The organism is Gordonia sp. J1A (assembly GCF_055393515.1).
Genome location: NZ_AP041607.1, coordinates 510807 through 530770, shown reverse-complemented (window position 1 = coordinate 530770; position 19964 = coordinate 510807). Strand labels below are relative to the sequence as shown.

13 protein-coding genes, 1 tRNA gene and 2 pseudogenes are annotated in these 19964 nt (G+C 68.7%); 2 read left to right on the top strand and 14 right to left on the bottom strand.

Going from position 1 to position 19964, the window contains the following annotated elements; all coding sequences use genetic code 11:
- Positions 1-186: 186 nt before the first annotated feature.
- From thrB to ACZ5QD_RS02450, 8 genes are all read right to left on the bottom strand, one after another.
- Positions 187-1137 (bottom strand): homoserine kinase, encoded by a 951-nt coding sequence (gene thrB, locus ACZ5QD_RS02485; protein WP_039867429.1) that lies wholly within the window; start codon positions 1135-1137, stop codon positions 187-189.
- Between the two features lie 16 nt (positions 1138-1153).
- Positions 1154-2239 carry a threonine synthase gene (gene thrC, locus ACZ5QD_RS02480; RefSeq protein ID WP_006896415.1) on the bottom strand — a complete coding sequence of 362 codons (1086 nt, stop codon included), beginning with the start codon at positions 2237-2239 and terminating at the stop codon, positions 1154-1156.
- Positions 2232-3539: a homoserine dehydrogenase gene (locus tag ACZ5QD_RS02475; protein ID WP_222111053.1), complete on the bottom strand. Its 1308-nt coding sequence runs from the start codon at positions 3537-3539 to the stop codon at positions 2232-2234. The genes thrC and ACZ5QD_RS02475 overlap by 8 nt, the downstream gene beginning before the upstream one ends.
- Entirely contained in the window at positions 3536-4960 is a 1425-nt protein-coding gene (gene lysA / locus ACZ5QD_RS02470) for a diaminopimelate decarboxylase (RefSeq protein ID WP_174302286.1), read from the bottom strand. Before lysA ends, ACZ5QD_RS02475 begins: the two co-directional genes overlap by 4 nt.
- Positions 4957-6609, bottom strand: a complete 1653-nt coding sequence (gene argS / locus ACZ5QD_RS02465) for an arginine--tRNA ligase (RefSeq protein WP_006896418.1) — start codon at positions 6607-6609, stop codon at positions 4957-4959. Before argS ends, lysA begins: the two co-directional genes overlap by 4 nt.
- A gap of 97 nt (positions 6610-6706) precedes the next feature.
- Positions 6707-7090, bottom strand: a complete 384-nt coding sequence (locus ACZ5QD_RS02460; RefSeq protein ID WP_006896419.1) for a VOC family protein — start codon at positions 7088-7090, stop codon at positions 6707-6709.
- Positions 7091-7118: 28 nt separating this feature from the next.
- Positions 7119-7829, bottom strand: coding sequence for a haloacid dehalogenase type II (locus ACZ5QD_RS02455; RefSeq protein ID WP_231875733.1), 711 nt, complete (start codon positions 7827-7829; stop codon positions 7119-7121).
- On the bottom strand, positions 7826-8677 hold the full coding sequence (locus ACZ5QD_RS02450) for a shikimate 5-dehydrogenase (protein ID WP_006896421.1): 852 nt from the start codon (positions 8675-8677) through the stop codon (positions 7826-7828). The genes ACZ5QD_RS02455 and ACZ5QD_RS02450 overlap by 4 nt, the downstream gene beginning before the upstream one ends.
- 302 nt (positions 8678-8979) lie before the next feature.
- Here ACZ5QD_RS02450 and ACZ5QD_RS02445 point away from each other — a divergent pair.
- Both ACZ5QD_RS02445 and ACZ5QD_RS02440 read left to right on the top strand, forming a co-directional pair.
- Positions 8980-10304: pseudogene (locus ACZ5QD_RS02445) on the top strand (NAD(P)-binding domain-containing protein).
- 77 nt (positions 10305-10381) lie between these two features.
- Complete coding sequence (locus ACZ5QD_RS02440; RefSeq protein ID WP_464367090.1) at positions 10382-11683, top strand: replication-associated recombination protein A; 1302 nt, start codon at positions 10382-10384, stop codon at positions 11681-11683.
- A gap of 7 nt (positions 11684-11690) precedes the next feature.
- Here ACZ5QD_RS02440 and acmB read toward each other — a convergent pair whose 3' ends face one another.
- From acmB to ACZ5QD_RS02410, 6 genes and pseudogenes are all read right to left on the bottom strand, one after another.
- Positions 11691-12869, bottom strand: coding sequence for a methyl acetate hydrolase AcmB (gene acmB, locus ACZ5QD_RS02435; protein WP_464367253.1), 1179 nt, complete (start codon positions 12867-12869; stop codon positions 11691-11693).
- A gap of 136 nt (positions 12870-13005) precedes the next feature.
- Positions 13006-13995, bottom strand: a complete 990-nt coding sequence (locus ACZ5QD_RS02430) for an AraC family transcriptional regulator (protein WP_346075744.1) — start codon at positions 13993-13995, stop codon at positions 13006-13008.
- A 121-nt stretch (positions 13996-14116) separates the two neighbouring features.
- Positions 14117-14192: transfer RNA gene (locus ACZ5QD_RS02425), tRNA-Arg, on the bottom strand.
- Positions 14193-14259: 67 nt separating this feature from the next.
- Positions 14260-16884 (bottom strand): AAA family ATPase, encoded by a 2625-nt coding sequence (locus ACZ5QD_RS02420; protein ID WP_464367089.1) that lies wholly within the window; start codon positions 16882-16884, stop codon positions 14260-14262.
- Positions 16881-18170, bottom strand: a complete 1290-nt coding sequence (locus tag ACZ5QD_RS02415; RefSeq protein ID WP_464367088.1) for a metallophosphoesterase family protein — start codon at positions 18168-18170, stop codon at positions 16881-16883. Before ACZ5QD_RS02415 ends, ACZ5QD_RS02420 begins: the two co-directional genes overlap by 4 nt.
- 116 nt (positions 18171-18286) lie before the next feature.
- Positions 18287-19671 (bottom strand): annotated as a pseudogene (locus tag ACZ5QD_RS02410) (DHA2 family efflux MFS transporter permease subunit).
- Positions 19672-19964: the final 293 nt, after the last annotated feature.

Here is a 19964-nt window from a genome sequence, read left to right as displayed (position 1 = left end):
TGGGTGCCTGCACATCCGTTTCGGTCACGGAATTCCTTTCGTTCCCCGGCTTCAGATGCCGGGGGCCCCACCCAGAACACGGGTGGAGGAGCAAAAATTGTTGGTTCGCCGGACAATCGGGTGGAGATCAGACACGCCCTGGGTCCCGGTGAAGCACTCTCAGCGTACCACCGGGTAGCCGCTGCGTCAGGAGACCACCTCGACGCCGTCCGCCACCGCGACGGGGATCATCGCGAAACCCAGATCGGCGGCGAGGTCTGCCTCGTGCGTTCCGAGGGGACTCGTTCCCAGCACCAGAACCGAAGGCCCAGCACCCGATACGGTAGCGGCGTGTCCGCGTTCGCGCAATGAATGCACCAGGCGAGTCGTCTCGGGAAGCGCCTGTTCGCGATAGCCCTGGTGCAGACGGTCCTCGGTGGCGTCGATCAGCCAGGCGGGATCGGTGGTCAGTGCCACGACTCCCAGTGCCGCGCGGCTGACGTTGAAGACCGCGTCCGCTCGCGGCACCGCGTCGGGAAGCAGGCCGCGCGTGGTCTCGGTGGACGACTCGGTCTGCGGCACGAATACCGTGGCCACCACCGCCGGATGCAACTCCAACCGGCGGGCGTAGAACGACTCCTGACCGTGCGACCACGTCACCACCGCCGAGCCCAGCACGGACGCCGCCGCATTGTCGGGATGGCCTTCGAACTCACTGGAGAGCTGCACCAGCGCAGCGTCGTCGAGGGCCGGGCGCCGACCGTCGAGGGCCACCAGCGCCGACGCCGCCGCGAGTCCGCCCACCGCTGCCGCGGCCGACGACCCCAGCCCGCGCGAGTGCGGGATCGCGTTGCGGCATTCGAGGTGGAAACCGCCGACTGCGACGCCGGCGCTCTCGAACCCCCGGACCACCGCGCGCGCCACCAAGTGGCGCTCGTCGAGCGGAACCTGGTCGGCGGCTTCGCCGGTCACCGCGACGGTGATGCCGGTTCCGGTGACGGTGACCGCGACCTCGTCGTAGATCGCGAGGGCCATGCCGAGGCAATCGAACCCCGGACCCAGATTCGCACTCGACGCCGGGACCTTCACTCGGACCGAAAGCCCCTCGGGCAGAATGCATTCCGCGTCGGGATGCCCGATCAGCGCGTCGTTGGTCATCGCCGTTTCCACGTCGTCAGTTCACACCCAGCGCAGTCGCCACGGCGACGGGATCGACCTGGATCGCATCCACCTTCGGCATGCCGAGCAGCGCCGTGTCCGGGTCCTTCAAACCGTTGCCGGTCACGGTGCACACCACGGTCTCCCCCGGCTTCACCCAGCCCTCCTCGCGGCTCGCGAGCAGGCCGGCGACGCTGGCGGCCGAGGCCGGCTCCACGAAGACGCCTTCGCGTCCGGCGACCAGCTTGTACGCCTCGAGGATCTTCTCGTCGGTGGCCGCCCGGAACATGCCGCCCGACTCGTCCTTGGCGGCGACGGCCTGGTTCCAGCTGGCCGGCGAGCCGATGCGGATCGCGGTCGCGATGGTCTCCGGGTCGCTCACCGGGGCTCCGTTGACCAGCGGCGCGGCACCGGCGGCCTGGACGCCGAGCATGCGCGGCAGGGAGTCGATGATCCCGTCGGAGTGGTACTCGCGGTAACCCTTCCAGTACGCGGTGATGTTTCCCGCGTTACCGACCGGGAGTGCGTGCACGTCGGGGGCCTTGCCGAGGACGTCGACGATCTCGAACGACGCCGTCTTCTGGCCCTCGATGCGGGCCGGGTTCACCGAGTTGACCAGCTCGATCTCCGGGTAGTCGGCGGTCACCTTGCGCGCGAGCTCCAGACAGTCGTCGAAGTTGCCCTGCACCTGGATCACCTTCGCGCCGTGCATGACGGCCTGAGCGAGCTTGCCCATCGCGATCTTGCCCTCGGGGATCAGCACCGCACAGGTGATTCCCGCGCGCGTCGCATACGCCGCAGCCGACGCCGACGTGTTGCCGGTCGAGGCGCAGAGGACCGCCTTCTTGCCGTTGTTGACGGCATTGGTGACGGCCATCGTCATACCGCGGTCCTTGAACGACCCGGTGGGGTTGAGCCCCTCCACCTTGAGGTAGACCTCGCAGCCGGTGATCTCCGAGAGCACCGGAGCCGCCACCAGCGGCGTCGCGCCCTCCAGGAGGGTGACGATCTTCCAGTCGTCGCGCACCGGCATGCGGTCGCGGTAGGCCTCGATCAGGCCCGGCCATCCGCGGTGGACGGGCTGGTACTCGGCGTTAGTCATTGGTTCCCTCCAGACGGAGCACGCTGGACACCTTGATTACGGAGTCCATCTGTTCAAGTGCGGCAACGGTTTCCGACTGTGCGCGGTCGGAGGCGCGATGTGTGACGACGATCAGCCGGGCGTCGGTGCCCGCGCCCTCCTGGCGTACCGCGGCAATGCTGACGTCGCGCGCCGCGAACTCGCCCGCCACCTGCTGAAGGACTCCGGGCTTGTCGGCGACCTTCATCGAGACGTAGTAGCGCGTCGGGACCTCGTCGATCGACGCGATCGGCAGCGAGGCGTAGGTGGATTCCAGCGGACCGCGCCCGTGGTACACCCGGTTCCGGGCGGCCATCACCAGATCACCGAGCACCGCCGATGCGGTGGGTGCGCCGCCGGCGCCCTGACCGTAGAACATCAGGCGGCCGGCATTCTCCGCCTCCACGGCGACGGCGTTGAACGCGCCGTTGACGGTGGCGAGCGGGTGCTCCAACGGAACCAGCGCCGGGTAGACGCGGGCGGAGATCTTCTCCCCGTCGGCGGTCTGGATGCGCTCGCAGATGGCCAGGAGCTTCACCGTGCAGTCGAACTTCTTCGCCGCCTCGAGATCCTTCGAGGTGATCTTGGTGATCCCCTCGCGGTAGACGTCCGACGCGGTGACCCGGGAATGGAAGGCGATCGAGGCGAGAATCGCGGCCTTCGAAGCCGCGTCGTACCCTTCGACGTCCGCGGTGGGATCGGCCTCGGCGTAGCCCAGCCGGCCGGCCTCGGCGAGTACCTTGCCGTAGCCCGCGCCGGTCTCGTCCATCTCCGAGAGGATGTAGTTGGTGGTGCCGTTGACGATTCCGGCCACCCGATTCACCGAGTCGCCCGCGAGCGACTGGGTCAGCGGGCGGATCACCGGGATCGCGCCCGCGACCGCCGCTTCGAAGTACAGGTCGACCCGGTTGTCCTCGGCCGCCTTGGCCAGTTCGCCCGAGTGCGCGGCGATCAGCGCCTTGTTGGCGGTGACGACGGACTTGCCCGACTCCAGGGCGGTCTTGATGAGCGCGCGGGCCGGCTCGATGCCGCCGATCAGCTCGACCACCATGTCGACGTCGTCGCGGGCGACGAGGCTGTGCGGATCGTCGGTCAGCAACGCCGGATCGACGCCCTCGCGCGCGCGGGAGGCATCACGCACCGCGACGCCCCGGAGCACGAGCGGCGCGCCGATCCGAGCCCGCAGGTCGGCGGCGTTCTCGGTCAGAATCCGAACGACCTCGGTGCCGACATTGCCCATGCCCAACACGGCCACGCCGATCGGACGGGATGATTCGCTCATTCCGGGTCCACCTCCAGGCTCAAGAAGTCCTCCACCGTCTCCCGCCTCAGCATGAGCCGGGACCGGCCGTCATTGACTGTCGCGACCGCCGCACGCGGCACCATGTTGTAGCGGCTCGACATGGAATAGCAGTAGGCGCCGGTGGCGCCCACCACGAGCAGATCGCCCGGGACCAGGTCGTCCGGCAGCCAGCAGTCGCGGATAACGATATCGCCGCTCTCACAGTGCTTGCCCACCACCCGGCAGACGACGGCCTTCGCGTCCGAGACCCGCGAGGCGAGCCGGACGTCGTACTCGGCGTCGTAGAGCACCGTGCGGATGTTGTCGCTCATGCCGCCGTCGACCGAGACGTACCGGCGCACGGTGTTCCCGTCGAGTGCGACGTCCTTGACGGTTCCCACCCGGTACAGCGTCACGCCCGCCGGCCCCGCGATCCCGCGACCGGGTTCGACCGCGATGGTCGGCATCGGCAGGTTCAGCGCGGCCGACTCGCGGCGGACGATCTCCGCCAGCGCCTCGGCCAGCACGCTGACCGGCGGCGGGTCGTCGCTCTCCAGGTACGAGATGCCGAGACCGCCGCCGAGGTCGAGCACCTTGAGCTGCGAGGTCTTCTCGACCCCGAACTCGGCGACGATGTCGGCGAGCAGGCCGATCACCCGGCGTGCGGCGAGCTCGAATCCGTCGATCTCGAAGATCTGCGAGCCGATGTGGCTGTGCAGCCCCACCAGACGCAGGTTGTCGGCGGCGAAGACCGCGCGAACCGCGTCGAGCGCCACACCGCCGGCGAGTGCGAAACCGAACTTCTGGTCCTCGTGCGCCGTCGAGATGAACTCGTGAGTGTGCGCCTCGACGCCCGGAGTCACCCGGACCAGCACGTCGGCGACCACTCCCCGTTCACCGGCGAGACGGTCCAGACGCTCGATCTCGATCATCGAGTCCAGGACGATGTCCCCGACACCGGCGTCGAGTGCCGCCGCCAGTTCGTCCTCGGCCTTGTTGTTGCCGTGCAGTGCGATGCGCTCGGCGGGGAATCCCGCGTGCAGCGCCACCGCCAGTTCGCCTCCGGAGCAGACGTCGAGCGAGAGGCCCTCGGACTCGATCCACTTCGCGACCTGCGAGGAGAGAAAGGCCTTCGACGCGTAGTGCACGCGGCCGTACGGCCCGAACGCCCGCTGCATGTCGGCGCAGCGCGACCGGAAGTCCGCTTCGTCGTACACGAACAGCGGGGTGCCGTACTGCTCGGCGAGCCGGTCGACCCGGACTCCGCCGATCGTCACGACGCCGTCCTCGTCGCGGACGGTCCCACGCGGGTAGACGTTCTCCGGGATACGGGAGAGCTCTTCGGGGCGGTTGGGGCGCTCCGCGAGATGCGGAGCGGCGAGGATCTCGGCGTGGCGGGGGCCGGCGGGGTGTGCCATCACATTCTCTCCGGAGCGCTGACGCCGACCAGCTCGAGGCCGTTGGCGAGGACTTGGCGGGTGGCTTCGCAGAGCGCGAGCCGGGCGGCGTGCACATCGCCCGCCTCCTCGTCGCCCTGCGGGAGGACGCGGCAGCGCGCGTAGAACCGGTGATAGGCACCGGCCAGCGACTCCAGGTAGCGGGAGACCCGATGCGGTTCGCGCAGTGCGGCGGCGGTGGCGACCACCTCGGAGAAGTCGCCGATGGTGCGGATCAGATCGCCCTCGGACTCGTCGTCGAGAAGCTCCAGACGCGCGGTGCTCGCCGACAACCCGAGCTCGGCCGCGTGACGGGCCAGCGCCGACAGCCGGGCATGCGCGTACTGCACGTAGTAGACCGGGTTGTCGGAGGACTGCTTGCGCAGCAGATCGAGGTCGATGTCGATGTTGACGTCGATCGACGAGCGGATGAGCGCGTAGCGGGCGGCGTCGACTCCGACCGCCTCGACGAGGTCGTCGAGCGTGATGACGGTTCCCGCGCGCTTGGACATCCGGACCGGCTGTCCGTCCCTCACCAGATTCACCATCTGCCCGATGAGGACCTCGACGGCTTCGGGGTCGTATCCCAGCGCGGCGGCTGCGGCCTTCAGCCGAACCACGTAGCCGTGGTGATCGGCGCCGAGCATGTAGATGAGGTGATTGGCGCCGCGGTCGTGCTTGTCCTTGAGGTAGGCGATGTCGCCGGCGATGTAGGCGGCGTTCCCGTCGCTCTTGATGACGACGCGGTCCTTGTCGTCGCCGTAATTCGTCGACCGCAGCCACCAGGCGCCTTCGGCCTCGTACAGGTTCCCGTTGGCCTTGAGCTCGTCGATCGCCTGCTCGACGAGGCCTCGATCGAACATCGAGTTCTCGTGCGTGTAGACGTCGAAATCGGTGCCGAACTCGTGCAGCGTCCGCTTGATGTGCGCGAACATGAGCTCCACGCCCTCGGCACGGAAGACCTCCCGCGCCTCCGCGACCGGCAGCTCGAGGACTCCGGGCGACTTCTCGACGACGGTCGCGGCGATCTCGTCGATGTACTCGCCGGCGTACCCGTCGTCGGGGGTCGGCTCGCCCTTGGCCGCGGCCAGCAGCGAGTTCGCGAACCGGTTGATCTGCTCGCCGTGGTCGTTGAAGTAGTACTCGCGCGTCACCTTCGCGCCGCGTGCGGTGAGCACGCGCCCTAGTGCGTCGCCCACCGCGGCCCAGCGTGTGCCGCCGAGGTGGATGGGGCCGGTGGGATTGGCGGACACGAACTCCAGGTTCACGTTCAGCGCCGAGAGCTCATCACCGCGGCCGTACGCATCCCGCTGTGCGAGGACGGCGGCGACCGTCTGATTCTGTGCGGCCGCAGCCAAGCGCAGATTGACGAATCCGGGTCCGGCGACCTCCGCGGAGTCGATGCCGGGGTCGGTCGCGAACTCGTCGGCCAGCCACGTCGCCAGTTCGCGCGGATTGGCTCCCGCGCGCTTGCCCAGTTGCAGGGCGATGTTGGTGGCGTAATCGCCGTGCTCCGGGCTGCGCGGACGCTCCACGACCACGGTCTCCGGAATCAACGACGTATCGAGGTCATGAGCGTGGAAGACCTTCTGCGTCGCAGCGCGAAGCAGAGCAGCGAGTTCGGTGGGAGTCACGGGAACCTATCTTATTGTCCCAGGTGCGGTTCACGACAATCGGACCTCGGTGCCGGGAATCGGCGCTGTCCGAGGCCCCACCCGCCGGGCGAAGTGCTCAGGGCAGGTTCAGCTGCCAGGACACTCCGAATCGGTCGTTGACCCAGGCGAAGGCCTGCGAGAAGCCGTAGTCGCCGATCGGCATCAAGACCCCGCCGCCTTCGCCGAGAAGTGCGGCGAGACGCTCGAGCTCGGCGCGATCGTCGACGTCGACGAACAGCGAACTCGACGGGGTGAAATCGAAGGCGTGGCCGACGGCGCTGTCGCTGACCAGCACCCGCAGACCGGCGAGATCGAGTTCGGCGAGCATGATGCCCTGGGCCGGGTCGGCGTGCGGCGTGGACGTGACCACGCGTCCGCCGGGGAATGCGGAGAGGTACAGGTCGATCGCGTCGGCGGCGACGGCCCCCTGGAACATGAGGAACGGACGGATCTGCGTCATGACGCGGGCGTAGTGGCGGTAGCGCGGTTCAGCAGCCGAGCAGGGTCGCGAGTTCGTCGATGCCGCGAACGTGGAAGCGATCGTCGGGGCAGCGCGCCTCCGGCTTGGGCTCCGGACCCCATTCCGCGGGCCGCTCCACATACGCCGTCTGCAGGCCGAATCCACGCGCCGCGGCGAGATCGGTCACGTGCGTCGCGACCATCAGGACCTCACCGGGATCCACCCGCATCAGCCGCGCGAGCCCGAGGTACACCTCACCGGACGGTTTGTAGTGGCGCCAGAGGTCCGAGCCGCCGATGAAGTCCCAGGGCAGACCCGCGGACTTGGCCATCTCGGTCAGGAGTGCCACGTTGCCGTTGCTCAGGGCGCAAATCGTGTACCTCTCCTTGAGGCGACGGAGTCCCTCGGGCGAATCCGGCCACGCCGGGAGGACGTGCCACGCGTGCACCGCGGCGTCCAGCTGATCGGCACCGGCCCGGATTCCGTGCTCTTCGCGCAGCAGCCGGTCGAGTGATTCGCGATGCAGATCGTCGAGCAGCGTCCAGTCCCGGCTCCCCTGTTCCACCTCGGCCAGTGCCGGCGCGTAGGTTCGTCGCCAGGAACGCGCCAGCGCCGAGGCGTCGATCTCCGGAAAGATCTGAGCCAGAACACGACTGACCCCGGTATGCCAGTCGGCCACCGTCCCGAAGGTGTCGAAGGCGATCACTTTCACCGAGGGCGCGCCGGTAGTCGAAGTCACCCGGTCAGTGTCGCATCGCCGGCACGTGAGTACTCGGACGCCTCCCGGATCTGTTCCGGCGTCGGCGTCACTCCGGTGTAGAGCGCGAACTGCGCCGCGGCCTGGCCGGCGATCACCGCGTCTCCGCTGATCGTCTCGAGTCCGCGTGCCCGCATCGCCCGCACCATCGGCGTGTCGGGCGGCATCGCCACCACGTCGAGACAACCGGTCGCCGCGTCGACGAGAGCCTCGTCGAACGGCAGCGCGTCGGCGTCCGGTCCCCCGGCCATGCCGATCGGCGTCGCGTTGACGAGAGTTGCGGGGGCGAGTCCCGCTGCGTTGACCGCATGCCGGTAGCCGTATCGCGCGGCGAGCACGGCACCGGCGGCCCGGTTGCGCGCGACCACGGTCACATCGGTGAAGCCGGTCGCACGCAGCGCCGCGACCACCGCCTTCGCCATTCCGCCGCTTCCGGCGACGGCCACCGGCGCGGTGCGATCGAAGCGCGAGGCGGCCAGCAGGTCGGCGACCGCCTGATAGTCGGTGTTGTACGCGTGGAGCACGCCGTCGTCGTTGACGATCGTGTTCACCGAGTCGATGGCCGCGGCCGACTCCTCCATCACGTCGATCAGGTCGATCACCGCCTCCTTGTACGGCATCGACACCCCGGCACCGCGGATCGGGAGGCCACGGATCCCGGCCACCGCCGAGGCGATGTCGGTCGGCGCGAAGGCCTTGTAGACGAAGTTCAGGCCCAACCGGTTGTAGAGATAGTTGTGGAAGCGGGTCCCGATGTCGGACGGCCGCGCCGCCAGCGAGACGCACAGCACGGTGTTTCGGTTGAGAGCGCGGGAATGCGGGGCGGTCATGGACCGACCGTAGCGGGCAGCCGGTGCCACGAGCCACCGAGCCGGCGACCGATTCGCTCTGAAGAATGCGAAACGCGCAATTCTATCACGCCGCTGAAATCACTCCCGACGAGTTTGACATCGGTCGGACAATTCACCATCGTGACCCTTGGGACGACCATCGATCGTTTGACCACAGATGGGTCGGTACACGGCCCGGGACCAGCGGATTCCAACGACATCCCTCAGTCCAGTCTGGCGTGAAAGGTAAAATGTTGAATAGTGTGAAAAGAGTTGCGATCATCGGCGCGGGGCCCAGTGGAATGGCAGCCCTGCGCGCTTTCAAATCGGCGGAGAAGTCCGGCTCCGAGATCCCCGAAGTGGTCTGCTACGAGAAGCAGGACGACTGGGGTTGACAGTGGAACTTCACCTGGCGCACTGGAACCGACGGGTACGGCGAACCCGTGCATTCGAGCATGTACCGGAATCTGTGGTCCAACGGCCCCAAAGAGGCGCTCGAGTTCGCCGAGTACACATTCGACGAGCATTTCAACCGTCCGATCTCCTCTTATCCTCCTCGCGAAGTCCTCTGGGATTACATCAACGGCCGTGCCGTCCAGTCGGGTGTGAAAGAACTCGTCCGATTCGCTCACGTGGTGCGTCGGGTGGAATTCGACGATGAGACCGAACAGTTCACCGTCACCGTCGACGATCTGCGCGAGCATGTGACCTCCACCGAGGTCTTCGACGAAGTCATCGTCTCGACGGGTCATTTCTCATTTCCCAATGTCCCCGACATCGCGGGAATCGAAACCTTTCCCGGCGAGGTGATCCACGCGCACGAGTTCCGCGGCGCCGAGCGATTCGCCGGTCAGCGCCTGCTGCTCGTCGGGGGTCGTACTCCGCCGAGGACATCGGCATCCAATCTCACAAGATGGGGGCCCGGCACGTGACGATGAGCTGCCGGTCGCGGCCGCAGGGATTCGCGTGGCCCGACGGTGTCGACGAGAGACCGCAGATCGACCGGATCGACGGCGGTGTCGCCACCTTCATCGACGGCTCATCCGGAGAGTTCGACGCGATCATCCTCTGCACCGGGTACCTGCACCACTACCCGTTCCTCCCGGAGCATCTGCATCTGCGTTCGCCCAACAACCTCTACCCCGGCGGTCTCTACCGGGGCGTGACGTGGCAGGCGAACCCGCACCTGCACTACCTCGGCGCGCAGAATCAGTGGTTCACGTTCAACATGTTCGACGCGCAGGCCTGGTATGTCCGGGACCTCATCCTCGGTCGAGCCCAGCTCCCGTCCGCCGCTGAGCGCGCCGCGCACATGCGTCAGTGGGCCGATCGTTACCGCGGCGTCGAGGACGACGCCGCCGCGGTGCGTTTCCAGGCCGACTACATCCGCGATCTGATCGAGCAGACGGACTACCCGATGTTCGACCTCGACGAGGTGGTGCGGATCTTCCTCGAATGGAAGGCCGACAAGAAGCGGAACATCCTCACCTACCGGGATCAGGTGTACCCGTCGGTGATGACGGGAACGATGGCCGCCGTTCACCACACCCGCTGGATCGACGAGCTCGACGACTCCCGGGAGCGCTACCTCGAATCCCAACCCACGGCCGACCGTGTGACGAGCTGACGGCCACCGGCGCAGACGGCCGGATGTCGGAGGGCGCACCTACAATCGGGCAGCATCCGCGCGACGAGGAGCACAGCGTGCAACAGCCGTCACTCTTCGAGCCCGACGACACCGGCCGTCCGCTCGCCGACCGAATGCGGCCTCGGTCGATCACGGAGGTGGTCGGGCAGGACCACCTCCTCGGCCCGGACGGAGCGATCGGCCAGATGGTCGCCGAGAAGCGGCTGGCGTCGATGATCCTGTGGGGTCCCCCGGGCTGCGGCAAGACGACGATCGCGCGGCTTCTCGCCGAACAGACCGACCTCGTCTTCGAACCGCTGTCGGCGACATTCGCGGGAGTCGCCGATCTGCGGAAGGTGTTCCGCGCGGCGGAGAAGCGCCGCGAGCTCGGCCGCGGCACCCTGCTGTTCGTCGACGAGGTGCATCGGTTCAACCGCGCGCAGCAGGACTCCTTCCTTCCCTACGTCGAAGACGGCACCGTCGTCCTGGTGGGCGCGACCACCGAGAACCCCAGCTTCGAGCTCAACGCCGCCCTGCTCTCCCGCTGCCGAGTCTTCGTTCTCAAACGACTCGAGGAGGCCGCGCTCGTCGAGTTGGTCGAACGAGCCGAGACTCTGACGGGACGGGAGCTGCCCCTCGACGGCGAGGCCCGGCAGGCGCTGATCGCGATGGCCGACGGCGACGGACGCTATCTGCTCAACCTCGTCGAGCAACTCGGCCACATCAGCACGCCGATCGGCGTCGACGAGTTGGTCCGGCTGGTGCAGCAGCGGGCTCCCCTGTACGACAAGTCGCAGGAAGGGCACTACAACCTGATCTCGGCCCTGCACAAGTCGATGCGCGGCTCCGACGCCGATGCCGGCTTGTACTGGCTGGCCCGGATGCTCGACGGCGGAGAGGATCCGCTCTACATCGCCCGGCGCATCGTGCGCTTCGCCGCCGAGGACGTGGGCATGGCCGATCCCCGGGCGCTCGCGCAGGCGCTGGCCGCGTGGGACACATACGAGCGGCTCGGCTCACCCGAAGGTGAGCTCGCCATCGCACAGGCGGTGGTGTACTTGGCCACCGCGCCGAAGTCGGTCGCCGTCTACCGGGGGTTCGGGGCGGCCCGGGCCCTCGCCCGGCGCACCGGATCGCTCATGCCGCCGAAGCACATTCTGAATGCGCCCACCGGATTGATGCGCGAGCTCGGCTACGGTGCCGGCTACCGCTACGACCCGGACACCGAGGACGGATTCTCCGGGGCCGACTTCTTCCCCGAAGGCCTGGAGCACGAACCGCTGTACCGGCCGACGGCCAACGGTTTCGAAGCCTCCGTCCGCGAGCGCATCGCCGAATGGGACCGGTTGCGTGTCCGCCGCCGCGGCGAGGGACGGTGACCGCGCCTCAGCGGATCGAGCGGTACACCGCGGTCTCGAAGTCCAGGAAGGCGGCGACCGACGCGGGATCGGCGAACGGCAGCACTTGCGAGCCCCACATCCCGGCGACGTCCGCCTCCCTGTCGATCCAGTAGTAGAGGTTGGCCAGTCCGGCCCACGCGAGCGAGCCCGCCGACCGGCCCGTCGGTGCGGGCTCGTCGTTGACCATGAACGAGTAGGCCCACGACTTGGACTGCCCGGGGAAGAACTCCGCGTCGTGGGTCAGGGCCGGCGCCGACCCGACGAGCTTTCCGACCTTCAGCTCGCCCAGCCCGTTCCGGGATGCCGCCCGCACGGTCTCGGGCGCGAGCACCCGACCGCGCTCGCCCTCGCCGTCCCGCAACCACATCCGCAGGAAGCGGGTGTAGTCCGGGATCGTGGCGTACACCCCCTGTCCGCCCATGTCGACCTCCGGGTCCTGCGGAAGCACCAGGCCGGTGGCGACCAATGACCCGTCGTCGACGCGCTGGTGGACCTCCGCGCGACGATCCGCCATCGACCGGCTCATGACGAAGGCCGAATCGTCCATGCCGAGGGGCTCGAAGATCCGCTCCCGCATCACCTGCGACAGCCGTTGTCTCCGAACGGCTTCCACCACCAGCCCGGCCCAGTCGATGTTGGTTCCGTATCCCCACCGAGTCCCGGGGTCGAAGAGCAGTGGCGAGGTGAGGCATTCGCGGGATGCGGTGAGAATGTCCGGCTGTCCCGTCGACTCGAGCAGGCGGGCGTACTCCGGTGAGAAGAAGGAGTACGACAGGCCCGCCGTGTGGAGCAGCAGCATCCGGGTGGTGATCTGCGTCGACGGTGCCCGCAGTCGCGGTGAGCCGTCCGGGGCGAAGCCCTCGAGCACCTGCAGCCGGCTGATGTCCGGTACATAGTCCGCAGCCGGGGCGTCGAGGTCGACCAGCGCCTCCTCCACGCATTGCAGCACGGCGGTGGACGTGAGCGCCTTGGTGCACGAGAAGATCGCGAATACCGTGTCGGCGGTCATCGGCCGACCGTCGTCCACGGACCGGACGCCCGCGGTGCCGAGGTAGGCGTCGCCGCCGCTGCGGGTGACGGTCGCGACGACGCCGGGCACGCACTGGGCGTCGTCGGCGGAGGCGGCTCGGTTCAGAATGTCGTCGAGGCGGGTGAGGTCGGGCATCGGGATCTCCTGTGCAGCAGTTGATGGCACCAGTGATCCTGGCCGGTGTTCACGGCCGGGTACGTCTGCGAACGGCAGGCACCGTCTCCGAGCGGCGAGCTTCTCGTAGCGGAGACTCGTCCCTACCGGCGGCGGGTCACGACCGCGCGCGAGCGAGCGTCTCGGAGGGATTCTCGCCGAACCTGCGTCGATAGGAGGCCGCGAAGACGCCGAGGTTCACATAACCCCAGGCGTGGGCGGTCGCCGTCACCGACTCGGCGCCGGAGCGCAGTTCGCGGTAGACGCCTTGGAGGCGCTGCTCGACGAGATAGGAGCGCACCGACGTTCCCAGATAACGAGCGAATCCACCGCTCAGCGACCGCACGCTCACGCCCGCCGCGGCCGCGATCTCGGCCACCGTCGGCAGGTCGCGGGCGTGGGCGTCGATGAAGTGCGCCGCGGTGCGGACATAGCCCGGTGCCGCCACGGCGGGCCGACGTTCGAGGTCGACGGCGGCTCGCAGCGCCCAATCGTGCAGGAGTTGCGCGGCGATGAGCTCCTGCAGATGGAGCCCGATTCTGCCCGAGGCGACTGCCTCGGGCGAGATGGCCGCCGTACTCGTCGCATACCCGAGCAGATTCCACCACGGGCTCCCCGATCCGCCGATCACGGCGCCGCGGGACCACAGGGCGTCGTCGGGGACGTGGCCCCACCACTGCAGCGAGAGATCGGCGAGCAGTCGGTGCGGCACCGTGAGATTGAGCTGCAGATGGTCGTCGTCGGCGGCGAGCCGGAAGTCGGTGCGGCTGCAGTCCGCGACGAACGTCTGCCCGGCCCCGAGCTCGGTCCCCTCGGCGCGCCCCACCCGGTGCCGCGTCCGTCCGCGCAGCGTGGTCAGAACCAGCACGTTGCCCGCTTCGGCGTCGAAGTCCCGCAGTGCCACCTCGGTGCCGTACCGGAAGTGAGTCATGGTGATCTCACCGACGTCGATCGAGAACATCGACGAGCAGGGCGACGTCGAACGGCCAGACGGCCGGACGTCGAACGACATGTACTTGTCGTCGGTCCACGCCGCGATCGCATCCCAGTCGGTCTCCGTCACGGACGAGAGGACACCGTTCGGGCGCGGATCGAGCTGTGTCGGCATGGTCGGTAGGCTACTGACACACTGCGACGTTCGGCAGGGATTCAGCAGGCCGGGCGAGGTCTGGGAAGACCGCTGAGAATGATCAGCGCTGACAGATCTGGATGATCAGCGCTGACAGATCTGGTGCCCCCCGTAGGATTCGAACCTACGACCTTCTGCTCCGGAGGCAGACGCTCTATCCCCTGAGCTAGGGGGGCTCATCGGGCGAAAGCAACATTAGCGCACAGGGACCTCACCGCCCAACACCGGGGTCACCGCAGCGCGTCAGACGGCGATCAGCTTGGCGCCGGCCACTTCCCGGTACCGGTCGGGCGTGCAGGTCAGGACGATGATCTGCGCATCGCCACCCGCAGTGCCGAGCACATGGGCCATCGAGGCCAGGCGCGTCGGATCGGTGTAGCCGAGCGCATCGTCGAGGATCAACGGCACCCCGTCGGCCTTGTCGACCAGAGTGGCGCAGGCGAGCCGGGCGAGCAGACCGAGCTGCTCCTTGGCACCGCCCGAGAGCGAGTCGACGTCGACCGTCACACCGTCGAGGGTGCGGGTGGCGATGACGAAGTCGTCGTCGATGTGGAACGACACACCGGAGCCGAAGACCGGGGCCGCCAGCTCCTCCAGACGCTCGGCGAATGGATCCACGTACCGCGCGCGGCTCTCGTTGCGCTTGCGCTGCAGCGTCTCGTGCAGCACACGCGCTCCTGCGGCGCGCTCTCGGACGCGTTGCAGGTGTGCCTGCGCGGCGTCGTTCGCCGCGACCGCCTCCGACAGTTCATCGAGACGTCCGTCGCTTCGGCACACCTCGAGTCTGGTCGACAGCTCGGTCTGGATTCGCTTCTGCTCCGACACCTGCCTGCGCAGCCGGTCCTGCGCGGCCTCGGCCTGCGCGAGCTTCTCGCGCAATCCGTTCAGATCCAGCTGCTCGAGGCGCTGCGTCAGCCGAGCCAGATCCGCCTCCGCGTCGTCGACCTCGGCCGCGTGCTCACAGACCCGCTCCGCTAGCGTCTCGTCGGAGGCCGCCGCGGCGGAGGCGCTGAGCTCGGACTCCAGTGCGGCCGACTCTTCGGCGATGCGGACGCCGGTCTCCTCCAGCGCCGATGCCCGCGACTCGTACTCACGCACCGCTGCCAGCCGCGCCTGCCGTGCTCGGTCGGCTTCCGCGGCGAGATCGGACGCGTCACGTTCGATCCGCCGGAGCTCGGCGAGGTCGGCGTGAGCGCGCTCCCCCTCGTGCCCGTTGCCGGCGTCTGCTCCCGCCTGCTCAGGGAGGCGAGACAGCAGGTCCAGGCGCTGCCGCTCGAGGTCCTCCGCCTCGGCTCCGCCGAGCTCACGCGCCAGGGCACGCTCGGTGTCCTGAATCCGCCGAAGGATCTCCGCTCGTCGCGCGGCCGCCGACGCGACGAGCGACAGTTCGGCTACTCCGCACCGGCGACGAAGCTCTGCGGCCCGCTCGCGGAGCGTCTCCAGTTCTGCGGCCGGCTCAGCGGAATCGGCGCCCGGCCGGACCTCGACGCGCACCGATCCCGGCACCTCCACGACTGTGGGCCGCGCCGCCGAGACCTGCGCACCGTCCGCCGCCGTCTCACCGTCGAGGAGGACCTCGTCCGCGCCCAGGCGAGTGATCGTGACCGTGGGTGCGGCCGCGTCGAGCCGAGCCGCGGTGGCGGCGAGATCGCGCTCGAGTGCGGCGGCGAGCCGGACGTCGTCCTCGCTCACCGGGACGGCTGCGGCTTCGGCACGCGCCGACGCCAATTCCGATCGCAGCCGCCGGACCTCGTCGAGTGAGTTGTCCAGGCGGGCCAGACGGGCCCGATCCGATGCGACCACCGCCGCCCTCTCGGCCGCCCGGAGTTCCGCGCCGAGGTCGTCTCGCCGCTTCTGCGATTCCGCGAGCGCCGACGCAAGCTCGGCCGCCTCGCCGGCGGCGGCCTCGGCCTTCGCGCGCGCCTGACTCACGGCTCGGCGATTCTCCGCGAGGGACTCGCGCAGCGCCGCGGCTCGTTCCCGGTCGCGCCGACGGCTTCGCAACGCGTCGGCCGCGACCCGGTGCGACAGCTTCCTGCTCTCGACTGTGGCCCGAGCCGCCTTGACCTGCTCGCTCACCGCTTCGGCCTCCGCCAGCGCCGCGGCCGCGGTGGAGACCTCGACGTTGCCCGACTGCTCTTGCGCCACCAACCCTCGGATGGTCTCGGCCACGCGGGGAAGCCGATCAGCGGCGTCCTGAACCCGCGCCAGGATCTCCTCGCGCTCGGCGACCGCGGCGGCTGCCCGATCGGCCGCATCGGCGGCCGCGGCGAGTTCACCGGTCGGCCGTCCTTGGGCGAGGGTGAAGTACTTCTTGTACTCCGCGGCCACCGCCGCGACCAGTTCCTGGGTCTGCGGCGTCTCGCCGCCGTCCGACTCGGACTGTCCCGCCGCACGGTCGAGGGCCTGCGAGAGCGCCGAACTGTTCGCGAGGTCGCCCAACCGCGGGTCGGCCGACTGCAGCAATCGGAGCGCCCCGAACAACGTCTTGTCGAGCGCCTCCGCGAGAATCTGGTCCACACGCTCGTGCGCCTCGCGCCCGGTGAGTTGTTCACGCACCGGCTGCGTGATCGTCAAGGTGGTCTCCGGCTGCCGATTGAAACGTTTGAAGTACTCGAAACGCCAAGAGCCGCAAGAGATATCGGCCCAAACCTCGGTACCGACGTCGCGCCCCGCGGGCTGGACGGCACGGACGTTCCTCGCCTTGCTGCTCGCCTGCGCTGCCAGCAACAGGTCGAAGGCCTCCATCATCGACGACTTGCCCGCCTCGTTGTCGCCCTCGATGACGGTGACGCCCGTGTCGGCGAACTCCACCTCACGGGCGGCCACTCCGCGAAAGTTCGCCACTCGCAGTCGGTGCAGTCTCATCGGCCCGCCCCCGCCAGCCGGTACAGCAGGGCGAGGGCCGCGCGCGCGTCGGCGGCGTCCGCGATGTCGGAATCCGACGCCGCCCGCTCGGCCAGCTCGGCCGCGGCGAGCGCCGCATAGCCTTGGAGATCGAGCTGGGCCACATCGGAAGGATCGGACACGACGGTCAAGTCGTGGTGCCGCTCCCAGATCTTCAACGCCGCGAACCGGTCGCCGAACTCGTCGAGCAGGTCGGCCAGTGCGACTTCGTCGGTCACGCTGATGGTCCCGGTCAACGCCAACTGCACCACCGTGCGCGACTTGTCCGGGATCTCGGAGAACAGTCCGCGCAGCCGCGCGATGTCGTCAGCGCCGTTCATGTGCTCGCGGATCGTGCGAAACGACCACTGCCCCACGCGGTGCGGGGTCACCTCGATCGAGGACTCGCCGCCCCGGCTCAGGGTCACCTCCAGAACGTGCCCCGGCGCGGACTCGACATGATCGAACGCGGTCACCTCTGGCGCACCGGAGTACCACACGCGCCCCGAGTCGCCGACCGAAGTGAGCGAATGACGATCCCCCAGGGCGACGTAGTCGACGAGCTCCGCGGCCACCGCGACATCCAGGGCGGTGCTGCCGACGATCGACGGGTCGTCGTTGGGACTGAGCGAATCGACCCCGCCGTGTCCGACCACGATCCGAATGTCGTCGGACTCGGTCAGCTGGGACAGTTGATCGCTCACCAGGTCGGTCAACGGCCGTTTCGTGGTCCACGGGGCCGCCACCAATGCGACACCGTCGCGCACCGCCACCACCCCGGGCTCGTCGAGGACGATGACGTTGTCCGGGCAGGCGGCGACGAACTCGCGCGAGCGGTACACGCTGGTGGCATCGAGCGGATCGTGATTGCCGGGCAGCAGGTACACCGGGACCGGATACTCACCCAGCGCAGCGAGCGTGCGGCGGATGATCCGGGTCGACACCCGGGGGTCGTCGAAGACGTCTCCGCAGACCACGACGAACTCCGCTCCGGTGGCGCGTGCGAGGTCGCCGATGCGCACCACTGCGTCGTCGCGGGCCGCACTGTACGTCGACTGCGCGTTTCCGGACAGGAAGTGCCGGGTCATGCCGAGTTGCCAGTCGGCCGTGTGCAGGAAGGTGACGCTCCGTGCCGCGGCGGGCTCGGGCGTCGATTCCGCAGCGTCGGCGGGGACGGCGAACAATGCCAGCGGTTCGAGGTCGAACAGCGGTTCCGTCACGCACGACGCGCCGTCGAGCGCCGAATCGTCGTAGGCCGGCCGTGACATGCTCCCGCTCCCTCCAGATCGTCTGTCGGACCGGAGTCGGCCCGTCGTGACGATGGTACGAGGCACCTCCGACAATCCGGGTCAGACGCGGCCGCGGCTCAGTCCGCCGAACCGACTCAGGTCCGCACGAGGAAGAGCGTGGCGACGGCACCCACCAGCAGGACGGCGGCGCCGAGATAGATCGACTCGCCCATCGCTCTCGCGAATCCGTCGCGCAAGAACTCCGGCAGCTGATGAACCTCGCCGCTGTGGCCGGCGGTGTCGACTCCCGGCAGGTGCGCCGAGAGCCGTGACATCATCAGCGCACCGATTCCCGCCGAACCGATCACCGAGCCGATGACCCGCGTGGTGTTGTACACGCCGGCGCCCGCCCCCGCCTGATGCCAGGGCAGATTCCGCGTCGCGGTCGCCGCCAGCGGCGCCCAGATCCCGGCGCTCGCCAGACCCATCAGGAGCGTGGGCGCGACCAGGAGCCACACGGGGCTCTCCGGCCGGAACACGGCTCCGGCCCAGAAGGACGCCACCGCATAGACGAACAGTCCGAGCGCGACCACGTTTCGCGGATGGACCCGGTCGAGCACGCGCCCGACGATCGGCGCGAAGATGCCGGTCAGCACGGCCATCGGCACCAGGACGAGCGCCGACCGCAGCGGCGACATCCCGCCGACCAGCTGGAGGAAGAACATGATCGGGATCATCGAACCGGAGACGGCGAATCCCATCGTGGCGATACCCACGTTCGACACACTGAAGTTGCGGTCGCGGAACAGCGACAGGGGCACCAGCGGCTCCCCCCGCGTGCGGCTCTCCCAGAAGACGAACACCCCATCACCGCGACTCCGGCGCCGATGAGCACCCAGATCCATGCCGCCCAGTGGTACGACTCTCCCTCCTGGATGCCGAAGACCAGCGCCGTCAGACCCACCGCGGACAGCGCGACGCCGACCCAGTCGAACTTGTGGTCGTGGGTCTCCACCCTGGGCACCAGCATCTGGGCGAGCACCAGTCCGACCAGCCCGACCGGGAGATTGACGAAGAAGATCCACTCCCACCCCAGCGAGTCGGTGAGGACGCCGCCGAGAAGCGGACCGACCAGTGTGGCGACACCGGCGACCGTGCCCCAGACGCCCATCGCCGCACCGCGCCGCTCGGGCGGGAAGATGCGGGTGATGAGCGCCATGGTCTGCGGTGTGATCAGCGCCGCGCCGAGTCCCTGCACGCTGCGGGCCGCGATGAGTTCGCCGATGCTTCCCGACAGTCCGCACCACACGCTCGCAGCGGTGAACAGGAACAGGCCGGCCTGGTACACCCGCTTCGGCCCGATCTTGTCGCCGAGACGGCCGGCGACCAGCAGCGGCACCGCGTAGGTGAGCAGATAGGCGCTGGTCACCCAGACGATCCCGTTCACATCGGCGTCGAGCGCCTCCATGATCTGCGGCTGGGCGACCGCGACGATCGTCATGTCGACGAGGATCATGAAGAAGCCGACGCACAGCGCCATCAACGCCGCCCACGGCCGATCGGTGACCGATTTGAACACCGGAGTCTGCAGGGTTGTGGTCACGTGCGCGTCCTTTCGGATCCGGACATCGGCGCGAGGCCGAGCGAGGGCATCAGGTTAACACCGCTCACCGACCTGTTCCGGACGCCGCCGGGCGCTCTGGCGGACGCTCGGCGCACCACCGATGTCAGTGGTCGCGCATATTGTGGAGTCGTCGCCCGGCCATCGCGTCGCGCACCGGTCGCGCGGAATCCTCGCGCGGAATCGGAGTACACGTCCGCGCCGACAGCCCG